The following is a 19,358-nucleotide window of genomic DNA, read 5'->3' on the forward strand; positions in this document are numbered from 1 at the left end:
GGCCGGTCGTCGGCCACCGCGGTCATTGGGGCAGGCGCCTTGAGCGTCAGCTGTGCCACATTGTTGCCGTTCGAGCAGGTCCGGCGGATAAGTCGGGGCAGACCAATCCGAGTGGCTGCTTACCCGAAAGCGCTACTCGCCCTTTCGACCCTCAGGATCCGTTCAGATTTTTCTCCCCATCGGCAGCAATGCAGCGCATAGCAGCCGATGGGTCTGACTGAGCATCGGGCAAGTCACGGCCTACAAGGGACAGTGGGGTCGCGCCTCCATTGCGGACACTGGACCAGCGTTATTTCCCGTGAGTGACCATTGAATGAACCAAGTTCACCTTGAATCCCCCGCCTGAATTTCGGCTGTCAACCGGCCTGTCAGGATTGCTACTCCATACTCGTGGTTACGCAATCACACTCGGACACCTTCCAATTCAAACCGCCTTCACATAACATATAAAGCAGTTATGCGTGTGGAGGCCGTAACCATGAACTTCAACATCTACCTTGACGACGAAACTGGCCAGCAGCTCAACGAAGTTGCCAAAAAGATTGGTGAAAGCCGGAATGCGCTGGTTCGCCAGGCAGTGAGCGAGTGGCTGAAGAGGCGCGGCAAACCCCAATGGCCGGCTGAACTACTTGCCTTCAAGGGTATGGCCGACATGCCGCTATTTGAAGCAGGCAGGGACCGCCTCAAGCCGCCGGCAGCTGACCCACTGGCATGAAGTATCTGCTCGACACCTGCACGGTCTCTGATTTCGTCAAAGGCCAACCCGGCGTCTTGGCGCGCGTCAAAGCCACACCGCCGAATCTGATTGGCATGTCTGCGCTTACGCGCATGGAGGTTGATTACGGCCTGGCGCTCAACACCGAGCGCGCAAAGAAGCTGGCGCCAATACTGGACGCGTTTTTTTCGACCATCGCCACGCTGCCGTTTGATGAAGCTGATGCACAGGCAGCCGCAGCAATTCGTGCGGCGCTCAAGATCCAGGGTCAGCCAATCGGCGCTTACGATGTCCTGATAGCTGGCACAGGGCTGGCGCGTGGGTTGGTGGTGGTTACATCGAATGTTGGCGAGTTCAAACGAGTCAGCGGATTGCAGGTTGAGGATTGGAGATGAAGTCCGAGACGGCCGACGACCAGTCCGACGTGACATTGCTGCGATCGGCGCCTTGAATATCGGCAAGCGGCAAAGGCACTTACAGACGTCATCAGACGGGTTTTTGTCCCGAGGGGACATAGCCCGCCGCAGCGAGGACCCCACGCGACTTACCCGGTAACGCGAGCGTGGCAGCTCGACTATCGGTCAGTCGTGAGCAGACGTTCTTTCAGTTTCGACCAGCGCCGTTCGACCTGCTCCCCCTTCAGCGCCATGGCCAGTGCTCTTTTTTGGCCGACCAGCACCACCAGCCTCTTGCCACGCGTGATCCCGGTGTAGATGAGGTTGCGCTTGAGCATCATGTAGTGCTGGGTCGAGATGGGAATGACCACCACCGGGTACTCGGAACCCTGCGACTTGTGGATGGTCGTTGCGTAGCAGAGCACCAGTTCATCGAGTTCGCCGAACGGATAACTGACCACCCGGCCATCGAAGGCCACGGCGAGTTCTTCTTCGTCGAGATCAACCCCGGTCACGAAACCGATGTCGCCGTTGAACACATCCCGGTCGTAGTTGTTTTCGATCTGCATCACCTTGTCGCCCACGCTGAAGCGGTTGCCGAACTTATCGACACTGTGCTCGCCGGGCGGATTGAGCACCGCCTGCAAGGCTTCGTTGATGCCACGGGCGCCGGTGATCCCCCGGTTCATCGGGCAAAGCACCTGGATGTCGCGGATCGGATCGACCTTGAATTTCCTGGGTAGGCGGGTCTGCACCAAATCCACCACGGTTTGCGCGATGATGTCCGGCTCCTCGGCGGCGACGAGATAGAAGTCCGAGGCTTCTCCCTTCTCGGGCAGGCTGGGAAAGACGCCCCGGTTGATCTGGTGGGCACTGCGAACGATGCGTGATGTCGCTGCCTGTCGGAACACTTCAGTCAGTCGAATCACGGGAACTGTGCCGGAGTCGATCAAATCGGTGAGAAATTGTCCGGGACCGACCGAGGGCAGTTGATCCACATCACCCACCAAAATCATCGCCGTGCTGGTGGCCACTGCCTTGAGTAGCTGGTTCGCCAGAGGCACGTCGATCATCGAGCACTCGTCGGCAACCAGAAGATCGCATTCGAGAGGATTGTCTGCGTTGCGCTTGAACTGACCGTTGAGCGGATTGACCTCCAGCAAGCGGTGGATGGTCTTGGCTTCGAGTCCTGTCGATTCGGAGAGACGCTTGGCTGCTCGTCCGGTGGGCGCGCACAGCAGCGGCTTGACGCCCTTGACAGTCATGATGGTCAGAATCGAATTCACCAAGGTCGTCTTGCCGACGCCAGGTCCGCCGGTGATCACCAGTAACTTGGAAGACAGGGCGAGACGGATGGCTTCTTTCTGGCTATCGGCCAGGTGGATGGAAAGCTTCTGCTCGACCCAGGGAATGGCTTTGTCGGCATCGAATTCTGGCAGGGTACTCCCGCCCGTACCAAGACGCTGAATTTGGGCGGCTATCGACCGCTCGGCGTAATACAGCGGTGCCAGGAACACGCAGGGCCGACCTTCGACGGTGTCGGGCAGCAGTACCTCTTCGGCGATTTCCTGAGCGATCGCCGTTTCGATGATGGATTCCGGGATGTCGAGCAGCTTCACCGCCAGGGGCACCAGTTCGGCATAGGGCAACCCGCAGTGGCCCTGGCCCGAGGCTTCGGTCAGTGCGTAGGAGATACCGGCTTGGGCTCGCAGGGGAGAATCTTTGGCAATGCCGATCTTCTGGGCAATCGTGTCGGCCGAGAGAAAGCCGATACCGCGAATGTCTTGAGCGAGCCGGTAAGGGTTTTCCTGAACGATGTCGATGGCGCTTGGGCCGTAGGTCTTGAAGATGCGCACTGCTCGCGAGGTGGAGACGCCATGCGCGTGCAGGAAGACCATGATGCTGCGAATGACCTTCTGGTCTGCCCAGCCAGAGGTGATCTTTCTGGCGCGGACTTCACCGATGCCGGGAATTTCGCGAAGACGTTCGGGGGATTGCTCGATGACGTCGAACACCGCCGCACCGAAGGATTTCACCAGCTTGCCGGCATAGACCGGGCCGATTCCCTTGACCATGCCTGAACCGAGGTAGCGCTCAATCCCGGTCAAGGTGGTCGGCGGCGAGATTCTGACGAACACCGCGCGGAACTGCCGACCATGCTCGCGATCGGTGACCCAGTTGCCGGAAGCGGACGCGTATTCGCCGGGAGAAACGACGGGGGCGTGGCCGATCAGGGTGATCAGTTCTCGCTCGCCCTTCACCTTGAGGCGCAGAACACAGAAACCGTTCTGCTCGTTGTGGAAGGTCACGCGTTCAACGAGGCCGGCGAGGCGGTCGAGTTCGGCGGCGTCAGACATGGAGGGTGGTCGTCAGGCCGCCTGCTGCAGCGGTATGTCCTTGACTGATGCCTGGACACGTTCCCGTAGTTCCTTGCCAGCGGTGAAGTGGGGTACATATTTCGCGGGTACCGAAACCGCGGCCCCGGTTCTTGGATTGCGGCTGGTCCTTGCTTGAAGGTGGTTCAGGCGGAAGCTTCCAAAACCACGGATTTCGACTCGATTGCCTTGCGCGAGAGAACTCCCGATGGCGTCGAGGATTTCCTTTACCGCGATGTCGGCATCCTTCACCGTCAGGGTAGGAAAGCGCGATGCGACGGCGGCGATCAAATCAGTGCGAGTCATGTCGGCATTCTACCGTCTGGGCTGGTGTTGCTCCCCATCGTCACCTCGAGATCGGGAAGGTCGATTTTCGCCTCCGCTCTCCAAGAGCCGTTCGATCTTCGGTGTCGGGAAGGTTCGCTACGCGGGTGACGCTGCCGCTCGCCAACTTGCCCTAACACGCGGTTTGTTAGCCGTTGCAGGCGCACGCACAATGGACGGATACCGCGTTCCGACGGCTGGTTCGACCGTGTTGACCTGCTCCCCTTTCTTTCTCATCTGCCACCAGCAGGCCCTGGGTCATAATGGCGCCGAGTGTTCCTATGCCAGATCATCGCTATCACTCGTTCTCCAGCGTTGAAAGTAGGACAATAGCGAGCGGAAGCATCCCGCTTCGGCTGGTTTGAACTTGCGCATGTTTGAAACGCTAAACAGTTACTTCTACTACACCGTCGTCGCTGACTACTTGGCTTATCTCGAAGCCAGGAAGAGTAAGCCCTTTGGCTCAAGTTATGATCTGCGCGCAGCGCTTGTGGCAGCGACGTCTCTTTATCACTTTCGCGAGCACTTGCCGACTTCACATAAATTGTCGGTCTCTGAGGCCTCGCTCCGTTGCCCCGATTACGGAATTGTCCAGGATGTCTCTAACGTCGCTAAACACCGCGAGCTAAACAAGGGAGCCCCCCGAGTTCGTCGAGTAGAGGATATTGTCGAACTCATGGTAAGCGTCGCATACGAAGATGATGCTGGTACGTATTTTGACGTAGACAAGATTGTGGTCATCCGACTTGAGGACGGTTCGGAACTTGACGTGCCAGAAGCTCTGACCAACGTCATCAACTTCTGGGGGGGCTTCCTCGTGGATATCGGAGCTCGCAGCACCTACAAGCCCTTCCCGCGAATTGAGCGCCCCGGCGCAATTCATGTGCCGCGAGACAAAGCTCGCACGGTGGATATGGAAATGGTGAAAGGGTTGCAGTTCCGTGCTGCTATCCGCCCGATGAGGTTCAACCCGGCTCTTGGCCGTGCAGAACCGATCGACCTTAGTCAATTCTCGAAGGCTCGGATGAACGTGCGTCGCCGGCGTCTTTCGACGGACGTCTTCCTAACCGATCCGGTGACGGCGATAGAGTACAAGACAACACTGGAACTCGACGAGAATGAGACTGAGCGACTAGAAGCGCTGCAGACTAAAGAAGAGCACGAAGCCTTCCTGAGACAACTCATTGACGAACGCAAGTTTGAGCTGGAAATGACACTGAAGCCTCAACTCGTGTTGCCCCCGACGAAATAGGTGCGGAGAATTTGATCGGGCTCATCCGCCCCAAGCATAAGATCCACGGATGTGTACGGGGACGATAGCCCACTGTTTTTCGCCAATCGATAGGGCACGCCGGCGAGCCGCGTGGATATCCCATCCGCTTCCAAAATTCAGCGATGGCCGAGCAGTGGAAGGTCGCTGCATTTCACGGACGTCCGGCACTTGCCCTGGGCGCGCCTCGTAGGGTCGGGCCGCTACGGTGCGACGCAATGCCATTCCTGGACGACGCTGTAGAACCCCTCGGGCTCCTTCATACGCTCGAATCCACGGAGTTGGATCGCCATCGGCGCGATTGTCACCAACACCGGCTCATAGAGGGCGGGCAGCTGGCGATTGCGCCAATGCCCCGGCGCTGACGAGCAGTGCTTGGGTGTAGATGGCATCGCCACGTTTTTCGGTCACGTGCGCAGGTCGCCAACGTAGGCGACGCTGTTCAGGATGTCGCGCCACGGGCGACGCCGACCACCGATGCGCATCAGATAGACCTTGAAAATCATGGAGAGGTAGGGCGGAAGAAAAAGGGCGCCGATCGCCAATAAGCTGTATGGATGCACAGTATATTGCATGACTGGCCAGGCGACGCTTCACGCGCGCAAGCGAGCAGATGAAGGCGTTGGGCTGCGAGAATGTTGAAACGCCTCGCGGCGCCGACTCACGAGCCCAAAGGGGGGGGCGTACGTAAGTGTCTGATGTGGCTAGGTATTAACGCTACGCTGCCACCTTGGCCGGCCGTCACCAACCAGAAAGTTCGCGTTGGCGTAGCTGTCTGACCCAACGACGATATGCCCGAAAACCACCCATCAAGCCATGCCAGTTTATTACAGCAAAAACAACGGCTTAAAAGTTCTGCACTAAAATCGCGAAGTCACGAGGTTTCGAGAGAAACGGCCCGTAAGACGCCAAAATCGGCAAAAAATGACATTTGTGGGGTAGGCGAGGTCAACAGGTATAAACGAAAAACCCCGCGGAACAAGGCGTTCAGCGGGGCGATCGTTTTTGGTGCAGGCAGTTGCGGGCTGCTGGCCTGGCGGGACGCCGGGGATTCGAACTCTTGGTACCGTTTTTCGACGACATGCCTCGATGCACGCGTCGCCTTCGGGTCAATTGCTGACCACCAGCAGTGCCGACACCATCTGAGGACCGGCCCTCCTCCGCTATCGATCCATCTCGTGGTGACGCCCGAAAACGAGTCCTGTGCTTCGCGACCTGATCGCTGCCTTCCACCGCGAGGCTGGCGACTGCGCTATGTCTTGCCGAGAGCAACCCAGATCCGAAAACCTGGCGCGACATCACCCTCACCGGCTGAACCTTCACCCTTCAAGAGAAAACGTCAGCATCGCGATCTGGCCAGCGCCAGCCGACAGAACGGGCACGAGCGCGCATGCGACACATTGGGCTCGTAGATGTACATGGCCTGACACCTTGCACAACGCTGCCAGCCGACGATTCTCGATCGCACATCCCTGATCGCGTACCACGCGGCATTGATGTCCAGGCCACCGCTGCCGACACGGCCATGTACTTCCCATGCCGACAACAACATCGCTGCGGTGACCGACCGGCCATCCCCCTCGTCAAGACGGTTGTAGAGCGCGACGAAACTGGAGAGCTTGGCCAGCATCATTGGGTTGATGATGAAGGGTCGGACGGAGTCCGGGAGTTTCCCGTTGTGCGGACTTTCCCCGTGGATCTGCCGCCAGCGAAGCCGCAGCGGTTTCGGATGGATATTCGTCAGGTAATGAACGATCGGCACGCGCAGGCGCAACCGGATCAGCTCGTGGGCCACCCTGCTGTTTTCCAACTCATCAGGGGCAAGCAGCGCCGACATGACGGCTAGAGAAGTGTGGCTTCGGCGTAGGTGCTTTTCGCATCCCTGGGCATCTGCAGCAGCCGCTCAAGCGCCGAGTCCGTCAATCGGAAGGTGTAAAGCGACACGGGGACTGTCTCCGCCAGCTCGTCGATTTCGTCCATGTCGAGCGAGGCCACCTTCTCGATCACGGCACGGGGTAAGCCGGTCATGATCTCTGCCGCCCTTCCCTCACGCGCCAGCTGGCGCGTGAGCAACAGAAACTGCCTGTTGATTTTGAGTACGTCGCGCTTTTCCATGATAGACAATCATAAAGTTGCCACATGAACGCATTATATATTACACTTTAGGCATGGCACAACCACGAATCGGATGATCCATGATGATGACCGACCCCAGAACAGTCGCCAGCAACAGCCCGGTGGCAGAAATCCTTGAAGCGCTGATGAGCAAACATCGCCTGAATCAGACCGAGTTGGCCCATCGTTCGGGTGTCTCACAGCCGGCCATCAACCGAATTCTCAGGGAGCGCTCGAAGGCCAAACATCCGCGGCAGGACACGCTCGAAAAGCTCGCCGCCGAGCTCGGCGTCACACCGGATCAGTTGGCTGGCCGGGAGCCGATCTCCGCCCACATGCTCGCCAGGGGCGTGGTGCCGGTGCTGAGGTGGGAACAGCTCTTGCCCACCGACTCATCGGGAGACGGCGGTCAGAGTGCGTGGCTGGCCTGCCCCGTCGAACACAGCGACGAGACCTTCGCCCTCCCGGTGCTCGGTGAGGCCATGCGTGGAGACGACGGTTACCGCGAAGGTGAGTTCCTCTTCGTCGACCCGTGTGTCCCCGCTTCGCACGGCAAGGATGTCGTGGTGCTCCATGGCGAAACCGCCCTCTTCCGGCGGCTGGTAGTCACGCCTGAAGGCCGTTTTCTCAAGACGCTCAATCCCGGTTGGCCGACACCGATCATGCGTCTGCCGCACGACGCCATGATCCGCGGCACAGTGGTCTTCTCAGGTCGGCTACGCTGATCATTACGTTCGCCGAGCGTTTTCATAATTGACTATTACTTTCGACCATTCGGCTGCAGCCTGCTGCTGACAAAAAAATACCCGCCAGGTCGACGGGTATTTTTTTGTCAGATCAGCCCCCGCTCTGCGAAGGACATGACGGCGGTGTCGCCCACGATGAAGTGGTCGAGCACCCGGATGTCGACGAGTGCCAAGGCGTTCTTGAGCTCGCTGGTCAGCAGCTCGTCGGCGCGTGACGGCTCGGGATACCCGGAGGGGTGGTTGTGCGCCAGAATAACGGCACAGGCGTTGTGTTTCAGGCCGGCCTTGACCACTTCCCTGGGGTAGACCGACGTCTGCGTCGTCGTTCCACGAAAGAGCTCCATCCCGGCGATCAGCCGGTTCTGCCCATCGAGCCACAGCGCGACGAAACTCTCGTGCTCCTGCCCGCCGAGAAACAGACGCAGGTAATCGCGAACCGCCGCCGGTGAAGACAGGCTGACAGCCGAATCCGCAAGCTCTTCCGCCAACGCGCGCCGGACGAGTTCCCGGGCCGCCATCAGTCGGTCAGGCACGGCATAGGTGAGAACCTCCTGTGCTGTGCCAAGGGTGGTGGTCTGCCGAGGCGCGCGAAGCCCGAAGAGCTCGGCCAGCGAGCGCGTGGCGAGCGATGTTGCCTCGTCACCAAGCACGATCGCAAGAAGTTCGCGGTTGCTTGAATGAATCATCTGGGGTGCCTCCAATAGAAAAGCGGGACGGCACCCTCCCCTTGCGGGACGATGCACGCCCCGCGGGGTTCAAAGACTGCGACTCAATGCGTTACGGTTGGCTGGCTAACGGGCCTGCCGGCTTCGAGAATCTTCTGGCTGGCGCTGAAGATCCGCTGTGCCGATCTTTCCGGGAGCTGACCGCCTCTGAGCCACGACTGGATATAGCCTCGCGACTCATCCCGGCCTGGCAACTCAAGGAGCGAACACAGCAGAAAGGCCACGCCTTCGGCCTCGGCTTCGCGAACACTTCTTGGCGTCGACGGGGCGTCATGACAGTCAGCTTCCAGGGTGTGCCCGAGAACGACGTGAGCCATCTCGTGAAAACGCGTCGAGTGGGGGTGCTCGGCCAACTGACTGACCGCGATGCGGCGCTGAACCGCATAGCCCTCGACATTGCCGTCCAGGTAATCGAAGTGCTCCTGCGTGATGTCGAGCGCGGCCAAAGCCGCTTCGGCATCCCACTGGGGCGATTCGACAGGCTCGGCGTAGGCCTCACCTTCGGTCTGCTCCAGACTGAACTGTCGCGGCCAACCTGAAACTGGTCGCCACCGGCGGACGTGAAACTGGATTTTCTTGGGTTTCTTGATGTTCTTCGAGGGCTTGATCTAGACCTGGTTTTTCTTCGCTGTTTGGGTCTTCTTTGGTTTTCTTTCCAGATCGTGTAGTAGCCCGTCCTGTGATGAGGCAGGAGGGGACGCGAGATGGGCAGAGAGAGGCAGGACCCCTGCGTGAATTGCGGTCAGGCGTTTGTGCCGGACAGGCGTAACGCGCGGCATCAGTGTTATTGCGGGGCGGCGGCGTGCAAGGCGGCGAGCAAGCGGGCCAGCCAAGCCAAATGGCTCGCCAAGAACGCCGACTATCACCGCGGAGCGGAAGCCGTGGCGCGGGTGACGGCCTGGCGACAGGAGCACCCGGGATACAGCCGCCGCAAGCGTGCGCCGCTTGCCGAGTCCGCGATACAAGAAACCTTGCTGTTCGAGCCCGACATCTCGGTGCCCCTGCCAACCGAGGCCGCGCGGCCAGTGAAGAAATCTTGTAACGCTTCCGAGATCGAACTGGCACCACCGTTACAAGATTTCTTGAACGCTCAACCCACTGTTCTTATTGGCTTAATCGCCCATATCTGGGGCAGTACGTTACAAGATGACATCGCCTCGGCCCTGAACCGGCTGCTACAACTGGGACAGGACATTCGAGGAGGCTCGTATGAACAGTCCGACGAAGCGGCTAGTGAATCCGGAACGTCAGCGGCAGGTGCCCGCGCACTTCAGCTGGCTCGATCATCGACTGGTGCGGGAACACTACATCGAGAAGGCTGACGTCTGCGCCTGGGCGCTGTACCTGTTTCTCGTCACCGTCGCCGACGCCTGCGGCCTTTCCTACTACAGCGAGGCCAGCCTCTGCCGACGTTTGCAGATGGATGCCGGTCGCCTGGCCCGCGCCCGCCGGGATTTGATCGTCCTCGACCTGATCGCCTACGACGCACCGTTGTACCAGGTCCTGAGCGTGCCCGAGTGCGTGCCGGTCGACACCCGTCTGGCGCGGCTGCGCGCTGTTCTGGAGGGCCGGTCATGATCGACTACGCGACGTGGTGCGCCATTCGCGAGGGGGTGGCCAGTCATCTGACGGCCCCACAACTCGCCGCCAGCCTGGGCCTGGACGTCAAGACCGTCCGCCACTGGATCGACCGCCCGTATGCGCCACGGGCGCCCGTCCCGCGGGCCAGCAAGCTCGATCCCTACAAGGGGCGCATCGTCGGTTGGCTCGATGCGCACCCGCTTACCGCCCAGCAGGTGTTTCAACGGCTGCGGGATGCTGGCTACGATGGCGGCATCAGCATCGTCAAGGACTATGTCCACAAGATACGTCCACCCCGACGCGAGGCCTTCCTGACCCTGGCCTTCGCCCCCGGCGAAGCGGCCCAGGTCGACTGGGGAGAATACGGCACGATCAGCGTGGGCAACACCCAGCGCCGTCTTTCCTTCTTCGTCATGGTGCTCGCCTGGAGCCGGAAGATGTACGTCGAGTTCACGCTCTCGCAAACGATGGAGCAGTTTCTGGCGGCACACATCAACGCCTTTGCTGCCCTGGGGGTGTCGCGCAAGGTCATGGTCGATAATCTGCGCAGTGCGGTCTTGCGTCATGTGCGTGGCGAACCGGTGCAGTTCAATCCCCGCTATCTCGATTTCGCCCGCCATTACGGCTTCGAAATCGTCGCTTGTGCGCCGAGAAAAGGAAATGAGAAGGGACGCGCGGAAAGGGGTGTCGCTTATGTGAAAACCAATTTCCTGGCCGGCCTGGAGCTGCCCAACTTCAGCGCGCTCAACGCTGCCGTCAGGCTGTGGCTGGAGACGGTGGCCAACGTCCGCCAGCATCGCGAAACGCAGCGCCGGCCGGAAGATCTCTGGGTCGAGGAGCGCACTCATCTGCAGCCGGTCAATCCCCGCCTGTTCGATGTCGGCCGCGTCCTGAGCGTGCGTGCCAACCGACAGTTCCGGGTCACGCTCGAGAGCAATCGCTATTCGGTCCCCGCCCGCCTGGCGGGCCGACCGGTGACGATGAAGGTCTATCCGGATCGCGTCTGTATCTATCACGACGGCGAATTGGTCGCCCGCCATGGTCGTTCGTTCGAGCGCCATCAGGACATTGAGGACCCCGATCATCCGAAGGCCTTGATCGCTCAACGTCGGCATGCGCGCGATGCGCTGCTGCTCAAGCGCTTTCTGGGTCTGACGCCTTTGGCAGAGAAGTATCACGCGGGCTTGCTCGATCGCCGCGGGAATGCGATGGCGCATGTGCGCAAGATCGTGGCGCTGGTCGAGATTCATGGCGACGACGCCGTCGTGCGGGCGATGACCGATGCCCTGGCCTTCGAGGCCTTCAGCAGCGAATACATCGCCCATCTGATTGACGCACGTCGCCGCCAATTGCCCGAACCGAGCCCGCTACATCTTATCCGCCGGCAGGATCTGCTGGAGATTGAACTGCCACCGGCGGACTTGTCCGCTTATCCGGACATCCCCACAGGAAACCATCCGCAAGACAATTCAGGAGGCGATCATGACCATGACTGAGGCGGTTCTGGCGAAGCATCTGGGTCGTTTGCAGCTGCCGTATTTCGTCCAGCACGCGCCGGACTTGATGACTCAGGCGGCCCGTGAGTCGTGGTCTCATGGTCGCTTTCTCGAAGGCCTGGTGGCCGGCGAGGTCGCTCGCCGCGATGAGGCGCTGATTGCCCGCCGCATCCAGGCCGCGCGCTTGCCCGGCATCAAGACGCTCGACGGCTTCGACTGGTCATGGCCGAAGAAGATCAATCGCGCGCAAATCCAGCATCTGTTTCGCCTCGACTTCGTGCCTCCCCATGGCAACGTGATCCTCCTCGGTGCGGTCGGTGTCGGCAAGACTCATCTGGCCATTGCTCTCGCTCATGCGGCCTGCCTGCAGGGCCTGACGACGCTGTTCACCACCGCCGTCGATATCGTCAATGCGCTCGCCGCCGCCCAGGCCACCGGCGGGGTCAAACGCGAGATGGCCAGACTGCTCAAACCCGCCGTCCTCTGTGTCGATGAATTGGGCTATCTGCCAATCGACAAGTTTGGCGCCGATGGCCTGTTTCAGGTGATCAGCCAGTAACTCCTCAATAACCCCGGGCATGGCCGTTCGCTGAATCTGGAATTCTTGCTTGCAGGTAGTGCTGGACACAGCTCGCGAAGCGTGGTTCAATTGCAGGCATGAGCACGGAGCCCCCTCGGACACTACCCCGTATCCCTGATATCTCTGCCGACGAGATGACGCCGGTGGTCGTGCTGCTGCTGGAAATCTGTCATGGGCAGCAGGAACAGATTCAGGCGCTGCGCGATGAGCTTGCGCAGCTGAAGGGTCAGAAGCCGAAACCGGTGATCAAGCCCTCGGCGCTGGAAGGCGAGCGAAGCGGGAAGGAGAAGGGGAGCCGGCCGAAGTCCCGTGGCAAGCGCGACAAGACGGCAAAGCTTGAGATCCACGAGTCGGTCAAGCGGCCGCCGGCGGCGGATGTTCCGCAGAACAGTCGCTTCAAGGGGTACCAGGATTTCGTGGTGCAGGACATCCGGATCGGCGTGCACAATACCCGGTATCGGCTGGAGCGCTGGGTTACCCCCGAGGGAGAGCGCTTGATCGGGCAGTTGCCTACCGAGATCGGGGGTATGCACTTCGGCCCGCAGCTGCGCGCTTTCATCCTCTATCAGTACCACCATGCCCATGTGACGCAGCCGTTATTGCTCGAAGAGTTGCGGGAGTGGCAGATCGACATCTCGGCCGGGCAGCTCAGCGCCTTGATCACCGATGGCCATACGGACTTCCATCGCGAGAAAGACGCTCTGCTGCAAGCCGGACTACAAGGCAGCCGGTACGTTCAAGTGGACGATACGGGGGCGCGCCATCAGGGCAAAAATGGGTACTGTACGCATATCGGTAACGAACGCTTCGCCTGGTTCGCGAGCACCGGCAGCAAGAGCCGGATCAATTTCCTGGAATTGCTCCGCGCCGGGCACGATGCCTACACCCTTAACGAAGCGGCACTGGCCTACATGGCCGAGCACAAGCTGCCCGGCGCTCAACTCCAGGCACTCACCTCCCTGGCACCGGCGGCATGGACAGGTCAAGCCGCCTGGCAGGCGCTGTTGGCTCAGCAGACCATCACGGATCCGCGCCATGTCCGCGTGGTCACCGAAGGCGCGTTGCTGGGTACCGTCGTCGCGCACGGCGTCGCCCCCGATCTGGCGATCCTCAGCGATGACGCCGGGCAGTTCGATGTGCTGATCCACGCCCTGTGCTGGATCCATGCCGAACGGGTGCTCGCCAAACTGCTCGGCTTCAATGCGCCGCAACGCGCGGCGCTGGCCTCGACGCGCAGCGAGCTGTGGGCGATCTACGATGCGCTCAAGGCGTACAAAGAAGCGCCTGATGTGCTCACCGCCGCCGCGATCGAAGCACGCTTCGGGAAGCTTTGTGCCACCCGGACCGGCTATGCCAGCCTCGATCAGGCATTAAAACGAATGCGCCGCAACCAGGCGGAGTTGTTGCGCGTGCTGCAACGTCCCGAGCTGCCCCTACACAACAACCTCAGCGAGTCGGATATCCGCGACTACGTGAAGAAGCGCAAGATCAGCGGCTCCACCCGTAGCCCGTCGGGCCGCCGCTGCCGCGACACCTTCGCCAGCCTCAAGAAGACCTGTCGCAAGAACGGGCTGTCATTCTGGAAATATCTGGAAGACCGCATCTTCGGCTGGCATCGGATTGCGCCTCTTGGACAGTGGATCTTCGAGGGCCCGCCGACGGCGAGCATTCCCTGACGTGACCTCTGAGGCGACTCCCTGGCGCTATTGCGGGCGCCCCTTCAGCAGAGTGGAACTCGACCAGATCCGGGAGCTGATCGCGGCCAATCCGGCTGCCTTGCGCGCCGAGTTGTCCCGGCTCGTCTGTGCCAAGCTTGGCTGGAGCCGCGAGGACGGGCGGCTCAAGGACATGAGCTGCCGCGTGGCGATGCTGCGCATGCAGGCCGACGGCTTGCTGCAACTCCCCCCGCCGCGCAACGGCAATCACAACGGAAAACCCTGGCGCCGTCGCACCGCTCAGGCCGAACCCGAGGGGCCCCTAAGGGCAGATGGCCCTCGTGCCCTGGGGACACTGCAACTGCACCGGGTCAGCAATCGCGCCGAATCGCACCTGCACAACGAGTACCTCGACCGTTATCACTACCTCGGCTATCAACCGCTGCCCGGCGCCCAATTGCGCTACTTCGTTCGGGCGGGCGGACGGCTCGTCGCCTTGCTCAGTTTCGGCGCCGCCGCCTGGAAGACCCAGCCGCGCGACCACTACATCGGCTGGACCCCCTCGCAACGCCAGGCGCACCTGCACCGGGTCGTGAATAATGCTCGATTCCTCATCCTGCCGTGGATCGAATGCAAGAATCTGGCCTCGTCCATCTTGGCTCGCGCCGCCCGGGAGATCGCCGCCGACTGGCCAGTCCAGTACGGTTACCGGCCGCTCTTGCTCGAAACTTTCGTCGAGCAAGAGCGCTTTCGCGGCACCGCTTACCGAGCGGCCAACTGGCTCTGCCTTGGACAAACCACCGGTCGCGGCAAGCTCGATGTCCACCACCAAGCCTTGCTGCCCATCAAAACCGTCTGGGTCTATCCCCTCGACCGAAACTTCAGGCGCGTGCTCTGTCGGTGACCGTAGCGTTCCGGCTCCGACCCAAGCGCATGCACGCACGCCCGGGGTTATTGAGGAGTTACATCAGCCAGCGCTATGAGCGCGGTTCGACAATCATTACGTCGAACAAAGCGTACAAACAATGGCCGGAGATCTTCAACAACGACAGCACCCTCACCGCCGCTTTGCTCGACCGCCTGCTGCATCATGCCGAGACGCTGGTCATCGAAGGTTCCTCTTACCGCATGCGCGAGCAGCACGACGCCTGATTCTCAACCCGTCCTCGACCAGCCTGTACCGACCGCCTTCCCATCGGCGGGTCGGCCCTCTCTTTGCGCACTCAAACCAAACATCCCAGCCCCAGAGCCCGCGCCTTGCTCGCACCAGTTTTATGTCGGCTCGTGGACGCCGCTTTCGCCCCGGCGCGGACAGACTGAACCAGCGTGGCGCCAGTTTGAAGCGCGTAAACACCTCGTCGCTGCCGTCGGAATCGCCCGAGTCACCGGAAACAACGTCGGGTTCCCGTCGCTTGACGGTGATCGGCATCCACAGGAACAGCGCTTTCTGTCCCTTGCAGACGGACCGACCCAGCGCCTTCCATCGACTGAAGCTCGCGATGGGGGACAAGGGCAGGCACTTTTGACGGAGCTGGATGGCCGCCAGAATCTGGTTACCAACACTGAAGCGGTGAAACCGGCGGAAAGCCTGGCTGACAATCCCGGGCTCAGTGAGAGCCTGTTCGAGAAGCGGTGCGAATTTGTCGTACATGGTGCCTCCAGTGAAAAACGGGAAGGCACCGTCCCCGTCGGGGAGCGATACACTCCCCGTGGGATGAAAGGACCGGCCAAGGCCGGGCAGCTCTGCTGCGTTAGTTGGCGCTGAGCGATGAGCCCGCGGAAAGAGCAAACTCCCGAGCTTCGACGGCATGCGGGCCGAGAAACCGGGTGCGTGTACCGCCAGATTGACGAACGAGGATTCGGCGAACGACGAGGATCTGCTGTCGCACACCGATGTCCTCCGCGAAGCGGACTTGCAGGTATTGCCAGTAGTCGCCCTGCCATCCGACTGGCGGTGCGAAAGGCCCGAAGCCCCCTGGCCGGGTAGTTATCCGGCTGAAGTCGATGAGTCCGTACATGATCACCTCCTCGTCAGGCGGCCCGGGTCAGCGCCTTGTCGACGCTGCCGAGCGTGGGAAAACCTGCTTTCCCTGCGAGATTGAACACGTCGAGCCAATCGACCCCTTTTTGGCCGTCGGGAATCGTGAGCGCTGGCGCAATCGCACCGGCTTGAACCCCCATGGCCCAGAGCCGAGTCACCAATGCCCTCGCCGCTTCCTGTCCGTGTCCGGACGGGTGCTGTCGCGACGGCCGGTCCTTGTCGGCGAAGACCAGAACCTGGCGCACTCCTGGAGGAGGAACAAAGGCTTCCAGAAGATGGGCATTTCCGGTCGCCCAGGCGGGCAGACCGGTGGCTTCGATGACGGCAAGCGCGGTTTCGATGCCCTCGGTCACCGCCAGGCGACTCCCGGGGGCTATCAGCCGAATGGCGCCGCCGGTCAGCTGTCGCGCCGAGGGATGGCACATCAGCTTCTTGGGCGCGTCGACCGGCGCCTTGTGGCCATCGACCGTCAGATAGGTGCGATGGAGAGTCACTGCATCGCACCCCTGCCCGGTGACTTGGGCGAGGATGGCTGGATGGCGCCCCACGAGACACCGATCGGCGTAGTAACCCAGTGCGGGATGAAAGCGCAGGGTTTGTGGCGACGTTGCCGCCAGACCACGCCGTGCCAAGTAAAGACGCGCCGGCTCGGCTTGCGGGTGCGTCAGCGGGACGGCTTCCCGCCACGTGCGATTGAGATGTTCGCGGCGGGTGGCATCGTCGGACATACCACTTGCGACCAACGGCCATTGCCTGCGGGTACTGCTGACGGGCTGGCCGCCGACATGCTCTGCCACTTCGCGGATCGTGCGACTGAAATCCCAGTCGTTGACCCACATCAGCAAAGACAAGCCGTCGGCAAAAAACCCGCAGGTGTTGCAGACTCCGCCGCCGGTTTGATCGACGTCAGGAAAAACCCGAAAGCCATCCCGACCACCATGGACCGGACAAGGGACATGCTTCCCTCGCCGCTCCACAGCCTCTTTCAACGCCGGCGCCAGATCGGGCAAGACCCGCTCCCAGCGTCCGCGTGCGTCATCCTTGACGCTCTGTGCTTGATAAGCCTGTTTCATTGCAGTTGCCTCCATGGAATGTCCCGGTCGAGACCTTCCGAAGCACCCCATGCCGGGGTCCTGGGGAAGGCCACGGCAAGGCCGGTTGGAACGTTCCGCGCGGCATGAAGGTAGCCCTGCCGGGATACGCTTCCCCGGCGGGGTCATGATGCTGTTTGTTTTCTTGTGGCCAGCTACCACACGTCCATCCTGCGCCTTACGGTGCGGGATCGAAACTCAATCGCTGTTCGCAGGAGGCTCACCGAACCCCCTCCGAAAAGCCCCGGCACGGTGGCCGAGGAAAGTGCTGCAGGGGAGGAAACGGCTACGATGTTACGCAGTGACTACGGTCTACGGGGGGCGAAATGCGTCCTGACAGGATCGAATTCGACGACAGGGCATCTCGGTGCGTACGGCCGAACAGCGCGGTTGGATGCGATTTCCAACCGCCCTCGCTTTGCCAGCGCCAGGGAACGGCGCTAGCGGCGGAGTAAAACCGCACAAATTTGGTGGCAAAAATTGGCGGCGGAATTTGGCGGGGATGAGTGCCGGCGTGAGCGACAACAATCAGCGTCCGGTGTTTGCTTCAAAGCGGGCTTTCGCGACGAGGCGCGCTTCGTCTGGTCGTGCCATTGCTGACCTTGGGCTGTGGAAAGACTCGGGCGGCTATATACCAGTTAGCTGCCGCTCTGTACCCTGCGAAAAGACAAATAATCTCCGAGTGTTCCGTGTCGCAGCTCCATTGGTCGATGACTACAATGTCACCCTGGTAACTCAGGTTACGGTGGCTCTTTCGAAAGTTCCACCACCGAATGAAAAGCCAGCGAGGCACAAGCTCATCTCCAGCGGCTATCGAAGTCGTTCTGATCGTGCAGCCTCTGGAGTTAGGTGGCGATGTATTCCAGGCGCCATTGATCCACGCGCTTAGCCGCTACGGTCCACAGTCCAAGGCTATCGACCGTGGTCTTGCGTCCGATGATCAGCATTAGCAACGTGTTGCTGTTCAATTGGGACTTGGCCAAGAGCAGACGCATGGCGTCGCCGTCCAAGCCAGACGCATCCGGGCGATCTTCGGCATGCGTGTGCCACTCCCCGAGGTAGAGCAGACCGGATTCGGCCTGAGCGCGAATAGCGTGCTGTGCGGCGGCGGGGTCGGATCGATAGCGGTAGCGCGATCGCTCGTCACGGGGATACGGGCCTGTCGCGGTAGTCACCAGGATCTGTTCGGCGCTGATGGTTCCGAACAGTTGGCCGCCGGCTTCCTTTGCCCAAGGCAACCACTGACGGTACCGGCGCACATGCGCCAAGGCGTCAGCGGTAAAGAGCACCAGCTGCGCAACCTTTTCAAGCCGACCGACTAAGCTGGGTGCAGCGGTGCCATCAGGTGGCGGCCGCGTCACCATGTCAGCTGCCGCATGGCATTGGTTTCAGTAAAGTCGTCCCGGGTCACACCGCCCAGCGCCTCCACGGCCTCTCGGTCTCCGAACCACACGCGCCTGCAGGATGCGGGCACGCGCCCGAGTAGCGCATCCAGGGCTAACTTGCTCGCCATGGAAATGGTCGGTTGGAGATCGGCCGCGCCATGAGGCTGAAAAACGTTGCCGCAACCGGCCTCGACGATGACCTCGCCGGCCCCCACCGGCCAGTCCGTCAAACGGAAAGCCGGACGCTCACCTTCGAAGCGCGACATCAGATCGTCCTTGCCGTAGAGCAGCACGGCATGTCCCACGATGGCATATGCCTCGACCCAAGTACTGAGGTAGGCGGGAGGACGGTTCAACGACTGACGCCAAGCGTTCACGGCCGCTTCGCCTTCGATGTCCAGACCCGCGGTTACGATCATGTCCACGCCGGCAAGCTTCCCTAGGTCTGCGGCTGTGAGACGCTCGAACTTCTTGGTGTAAGACGCGCCGATCTTCAGGTGGGGCAGTCGGCGTTGCAACTCAGTAGCCACGCCCTGGGCCTTGTTCCAGCCGAGGGAGCCAAGACCCAACAAGTGACGGCTGGCGTTCGCGGACAGAAAGGTATCGCTGTCGATCAACGTCAGCTCACCGACACCAGCCTTGGCCAGCAACTCCGCGATTTCAGATCCCACAGCGCCGCAGCCCACGATGACTACCTTGCGGCCCTGCAAATCGAGTTGATCCGGGGAGTGGCCCCGCCCATGAATCCAGGGCGCGTCGACGCGACTTACGACGACACGCTCCACACGCTGGTTGGACGAAGCCGCTACGCGGAGGAAACGGCGGCGCTGTAGTCGTGTTGAAGTCAAGATGTCACCTCGCCCC

Annotated in this window: 20 protein-coding genes and 1 pseudogene; 11 read left to right on the plus strand and 10 right to left on the minus strand. The window is 61.1% G+C overall.

The window, feature by feature from the left end:
* Nucleotides 1-478 precede the first annotated feature (478 nt).
* Complete coding sequence (locus tag V5B40_RS06915; protein WP_332353808.1) at nucleotides 479-715, plus strand: ribbon-helix-helix protein, CopG family; 237 nt, start codon at nucleotides 479-481, stop codon at nucleotides 713-715.
* The gene (locus tag V5B40_RS06920; RefSeq protein ID WP_291984605.1) at nucleotides 712-1,110 is read left to right on the plus strand and encodes a type II toxin-antitoxin system VapC family toxin; all 399 of its coding nucleotides are present in this window, start codon (nucleotides 712-714) and stop codon (nucleotides 1,108-1,110) included. Before V5B40_RS06915 ends, V5B40_RS06920 begins: the two co-directional genes overlap by 4 nt.
* 179 nt (nucleotides 1,111-1,289) lie before the next feature.
* Here V5B40_RS06920 and recD2 read toward each other — a convergent pair whose 3' ends face one another.
* Nucleotides 1,290-3,467 (minus strand): SF1B family DNA helicase RecD2, encoded by a 2,178-nt coding sequence (recD2, locus tag V5B40_RS06925; protein ID WP_332353809.1) that lies wholly within the window; start codon nucleotides 3,465-3,467, stop codon nucleotides 1,290-1,292.
* Between the two features lie 12 nt (nucleotides 3,468-3,479).
* Nucleotides 3,480-3,791, minus strand: coding sequence for an integration host factor subunit beta (locus V5B40_RS06930; protein ID WP_332353810.1), 312 nt, complete (start codon nucleotides 3,789-3,791; stop codon nucleotides 3,480-3,482).
* Between the two features lie 391 nt (nucleotides 3,792-4,182).
* Here V5B40_RS06930 and V5B40_RS06935 point away from each other — a divergent pair, with 391 nt between their 5' ends.
* Entirely contained in the window at nucleotides 4,183-5,061 is an 879-nt protein-coding gene (locus V5B40_RS06935; RefSeq protein WP_332353811.1) for a hypothetical protein, read from the plus strand.
* A gap of 425 nt (nucleotides 5,062-5,486) precedes the next feature.
* Here the strand turns inward: V5B40_RS06935 and V5B40_RS06940 are convergent, their stop codons facing one another.
* The 3 genes from V5B40_RS06940 to V5B40_RS06950 all read right to left on the minus strand — a co-directional run bounded on the left by V5B40_RS06940 (nucleotide 5,487) and on the right by V5B40_RS06950 (nucleotide 7,194).
* Nucleotides 5,487-5,642 carry a hypothetical protein gene (locus tag V5B40_RS06940; protein WP_332353812.1) on the minus strand — a complete coding sequence of 52 codons (156 nt, stop codon included), beginning with the start codon at nucleotides 5,640-5,642 and terminating at the stop codon, nucleotides 5,487-5,489.
* A gap of 776 nt (nucleotides 5,643-6,418) precedes the next feature.
* Nucleotides 6,419-6,916, minus strand: coding sequence for a FlhC family transcriptional regulator (locus tag V5B40_RS06945; protein ID WP_332353813.1), 498 nt, complete (start codon nucleotides 6,914-6,916; stop codon nucleotides 6,419-6,421).
* 5 nt (nucleotides 6,917-6,921) lie between these two features.
* Nucleotides 6,922-7,194 (minus strand): hypothetical protein, encoded by a 273-nt coding sequence (locus tag V5B40_RS06950; RefSeq protein ID WP_043569162.1) that lies wholly within the window; start codon nucleotides 7,192-7,194, stop codon nucleotides 6,922-6,924.
* Nucleotides 7,195-7,274: 80 nt separating this feature from the next.
* Between V5B40_RS06950 and V5B40_RS06955 the strand changes: the two genes are divergently transcribed.
* Complete coding sequence (locus V5B40_RS06955; RefSeq protein WP_332353814.1) at nucleotides 7,275-7,919, plus strand: LexA family protein; 645 nt, start codon at nucleotides 7,275-7,277, stop codon at nucleotides 7,917-7,919.
* Nucleotides 7,920-8,026: 107 nt separating this feature from the next.
* Here the strand turns inward: V5B40_RS06955 and radC are convergent, their stop codons facing one another.
* A complete protein-coding gene (gene radC / locus V5B40_RS06960) occupies nucleotides 8,027-8,626 on the minus strand; it encodes a RadC family protein (RefSeq protein WP_332353815.1) in 600 nt (199 codons plus the stop codon).
* An 86-nt stretch (nucleotides 8,627-8,712) separates the two neighbouring features.
* Here radC and V5B40_RS06965 point away from each other — a divergent pair, with 86 nt between their 5' ends.
* The 7 genes and pseudogenes from V5B40_RS06965 to V5B40_RS06995 form a co-directional block, all read left to right on the plus strand.
* Nucleotides 8,713-9,204: a hypothetical protein gene (locus V5B40_RS06965; RefSeq protein WP_332353816.1), complete on the plus strand. Its 492-nt coding sequence runs from the start codon at nucleotides 8,713-8,715 to the stop codon at nucleotides 9,202-9,204.
* Between the two features lie 670 nt (nucleotides 9,205-9,874).
* Nucleotides 9,875-10,243: a hypothetical protein gene (locus V5B40_RS06970; protein ID WP_332353817.1), complete on the plus strand. Its 369-nt coding sequence runs from the start codon at nucleotides 9,875-9,877 to the stop codon at nucleotides 10,241-10,243.
* Nucleotides 10,240-11,742, plus strand: a complete 1,503-nt coding sequence (gene istA / locus V5B40_RS06975) for an IS21 family transposase (protein WP_332353480.1) — start codon at nucleotides 10,240-10,242, stop codon at nucleotides 11,740-11,742. Before V5B40_RS06970 ends, istA begins: the two co-directional genes overlap by 4 nt.
* Complete coding sequence (locus V5B40_RS06980; protein ID WP_332353818.1) at nucleotides 11,729-12,301, plus strand: ATP-binding protein; 573 nt, start codon at nucleotides 11,729-11,731, stop codon at nucleotides 12,299-12,301. Before istA ends, V5B40_RS06980 begins: the two co-directional genes overlap by 14 nt.
* A gap of 155 nt (nucleotides 12,302-12,456) precedes the next feature.
* On the plus strand, nucleotides 12,457-13,998 hold the full coding sequence (locus V5B40_RS06985; protein WP_332353770.1) for an IS66 family transposase: 1,542 nt from the start codon (nucleotides 12,457-12,459) through the stop codon (nucleotides 13,996-13,998).
* A 52-nt stretch (nucleotides 13,999-14,050) separates the two neighbouring features.
* Entirely contained in the window at nucleotides 14,051-14,881 is an 831-nt protein-coding gene (locus V5B40_RS06990; RefSeq protein ID WP_332353769.1) for a DUF4338 domain-containing protein, read from the plus strand.
* Nucleotides 14,882-14,928: 47 nt separating this feature from the next.
* Nucleotides 14,929-15,129: pseudogene (locus V5B40_RS06995) on the plus strand (ATP-binding protein); the annotation flags it as partial.
* A gap of 599 nt (nucleotides 15,130-15,728) precedes the next feature.
* Here V5B40_RS06995 and V5B40_RS07000 read toward each other — a convergent pair.
* From V5B40_RS07000 to V5B40_RS07015, 4 genes are all read right to left on the minus strand, one after another.
* The gene (locus V5B40_RS07000; protein WP_332353819.1) at nucleotides 15,729-15,995 is read right to left on the minus strand and encodes a hypothetical protein; all 267 of its coding nucleotides are present in this window, start codon (nucleotides 15,993-15,995) and stop codon (nucleotides 15,729-15,731) included.
* 13 nt (nucleotides 15,996-16,008) lie between these two features.
* Nucleotides 16,009-17,091 carry a DUF7146 domain-containing protein gene (locus V5B40_RS07005; protein ID WP_332353820.1) on the minus strand — a complete coding sequence of 361 codons (1,083 nt, stop codon included), beginning with the start codon at nucleotides 17,089-17,091 and terminating at the stop codon, nucleotides 16,009-16,011.
* Nucleotides 17,092-17,954: 863 nt separating this feature from the next.
* Nucleotides 17,955-18,473 carry a Mov34/MPN/PAD-1 family protein gene (locus V5B40_RS07010; protein WP_332353821.1) on the minus strand — a complete coding sequence of 173 codons (519 nt, stop codon included), beginning with the start codon at nucleotides 18,471-18,473 and terminating at the stop codon, nucleotides 17,955-17,957.
* Entirely contained in the window at nucleotides 18,467-19,342 is an 876-nt protein-coding gene (locus tag V5B40_RS07015) for a ThiF family adenylyltransferase (protein WP_332353822.1), read from the minus strand. The genes V5B40_RS07010 and V5B40_RS07015 overlap by 7 nt, the downstream gene beginning before the upstream one ends.
* Nucleotides 19,343-19,358 lie beyond the last annotated feature (16 nt).

The organism is Candidatus Accumulibacter meliphilus (assembly GCF_036625345.1).
In the GTDB taxonomy this organism is placed as follows: Bacteria; Pseudomonadota; Gammaproteobacteria; order Burkholderiales; family Rhodocyclaceae; genus Accumulibacter; species Accumulibacter meliphilus.

Coding starts and splice junctions, on each gene's coding strand:
- V5B40_RS06915 (WP_332353808.1), top strand. CDS start 479: ATGAACTTCAACATCTACCTTGACGACGAAACTGGCCAGCAGCTCAAC.
- V5B40_RS06920 (WP_291984605.1), top strand. CDS start 712: ATGAAGTATCTGCTCGACACCTGCACGGTCTCTGATTTCGTCAAAGGC.
- recD2 (WP_332353809.1), bottom strand. CDS start 3,467: ATGTCTGACGCCGCCGAACTCGACCGCCTCGCCGGCCTCGTTGAACGC.
- V5B40_RS06930 (WP_332353810.1), bottom strand. CDS start 3,791: ATGACTCGCACTGATTTGATCGCCGCCGTCGCATCGCGCTTTCCTACC.
- V5B40_RS06935 (WP_332353811.1), top strand. CDS start 4,183: ATGTTTGAAACGCTAAACAGTTACTTCTACTACACCGTCGTCGCTGAC.
- V5B40_RS06945 (WP_332353813.1), bottom strand. CDS start 6,916: ATGTCGGCGCTGCTTGCCCCTGATGAGTTGGAAAACAGCAGGGTGGCC.
- V5B40_RS06950 (WP_043569162.1), bottom strand. CDS start 7,194: ATGGAAAAGCGCGACGTACTCAAAATCAACAGGCAGTTTCTGTTGCTC.
- V5B40_RS06955 (WP_332353814.1), top strand. CDS start 7,275: ATGATGATGACCGACCCCAGAACAGTCGCCAGCAACAGCCCGGTGGCA.
- radC (WP_332353815.1), bottom strand. CDS start 8,626: ATGATTCATTCAAGCAACCGCGAACTTCTTGCGATCGTGCTTGGTGAC.
- V5B40_RS06965 (WP_332353816.1), top strand. CDS start 8,713: ATGCGTTACGGTTGGCTGGCTAACGGGCCTGCCGGCTTCGAGAATCTT.
- V5B40_RS06970 (WP_332353817.1), top strand. CDS start 9,875: ATGAACAGTCCGACGAAGCGGCTAGTGAATCCGGAACGTCAGCGGCAG.
- istA (WP_332353480.1), top strand. CDS start 10,240: ATGATCGACTACGCGACGTGGTGCGCCATTCGCGAGGGGGTGGCCAGT.
- V5B40_RS06980 (WP_332353818.1), top strand. CDS start 11,729: ATGACCATGACTGAGGCGGTTCTGGCGAAGCATCTGGGTCGTTTGCAG.
- V5B40_RS06985 (WP_332353770.1), top strand. CDS start 12,457: ATGACGCCGGTGGTCGTGCTGCTGCTGGAAATCTGTCATGGGCAGCAG.
- V5B40_RS07000 (WP_332353819.1), bottom strand. CDS start 15,995: ATGTACGGACTCATCGACTTCAGCCGGATAACTACCCGGCCAGGGGGC.
- V5B40_RS07005 (WP_332353820.1), bottom strand. CDS start 17,091: ATGAAACAGGCTTATCAAGCACAGAGCGTCAAGGATGACGCACGCGGA.
- V5B40_RS07010 (WP_332353821.1), bottom strand. CDS start 18,473: ATGGTGACGCGGCCGCCACCTGATGGCACCGCTGCACCCAGCTTAGTC.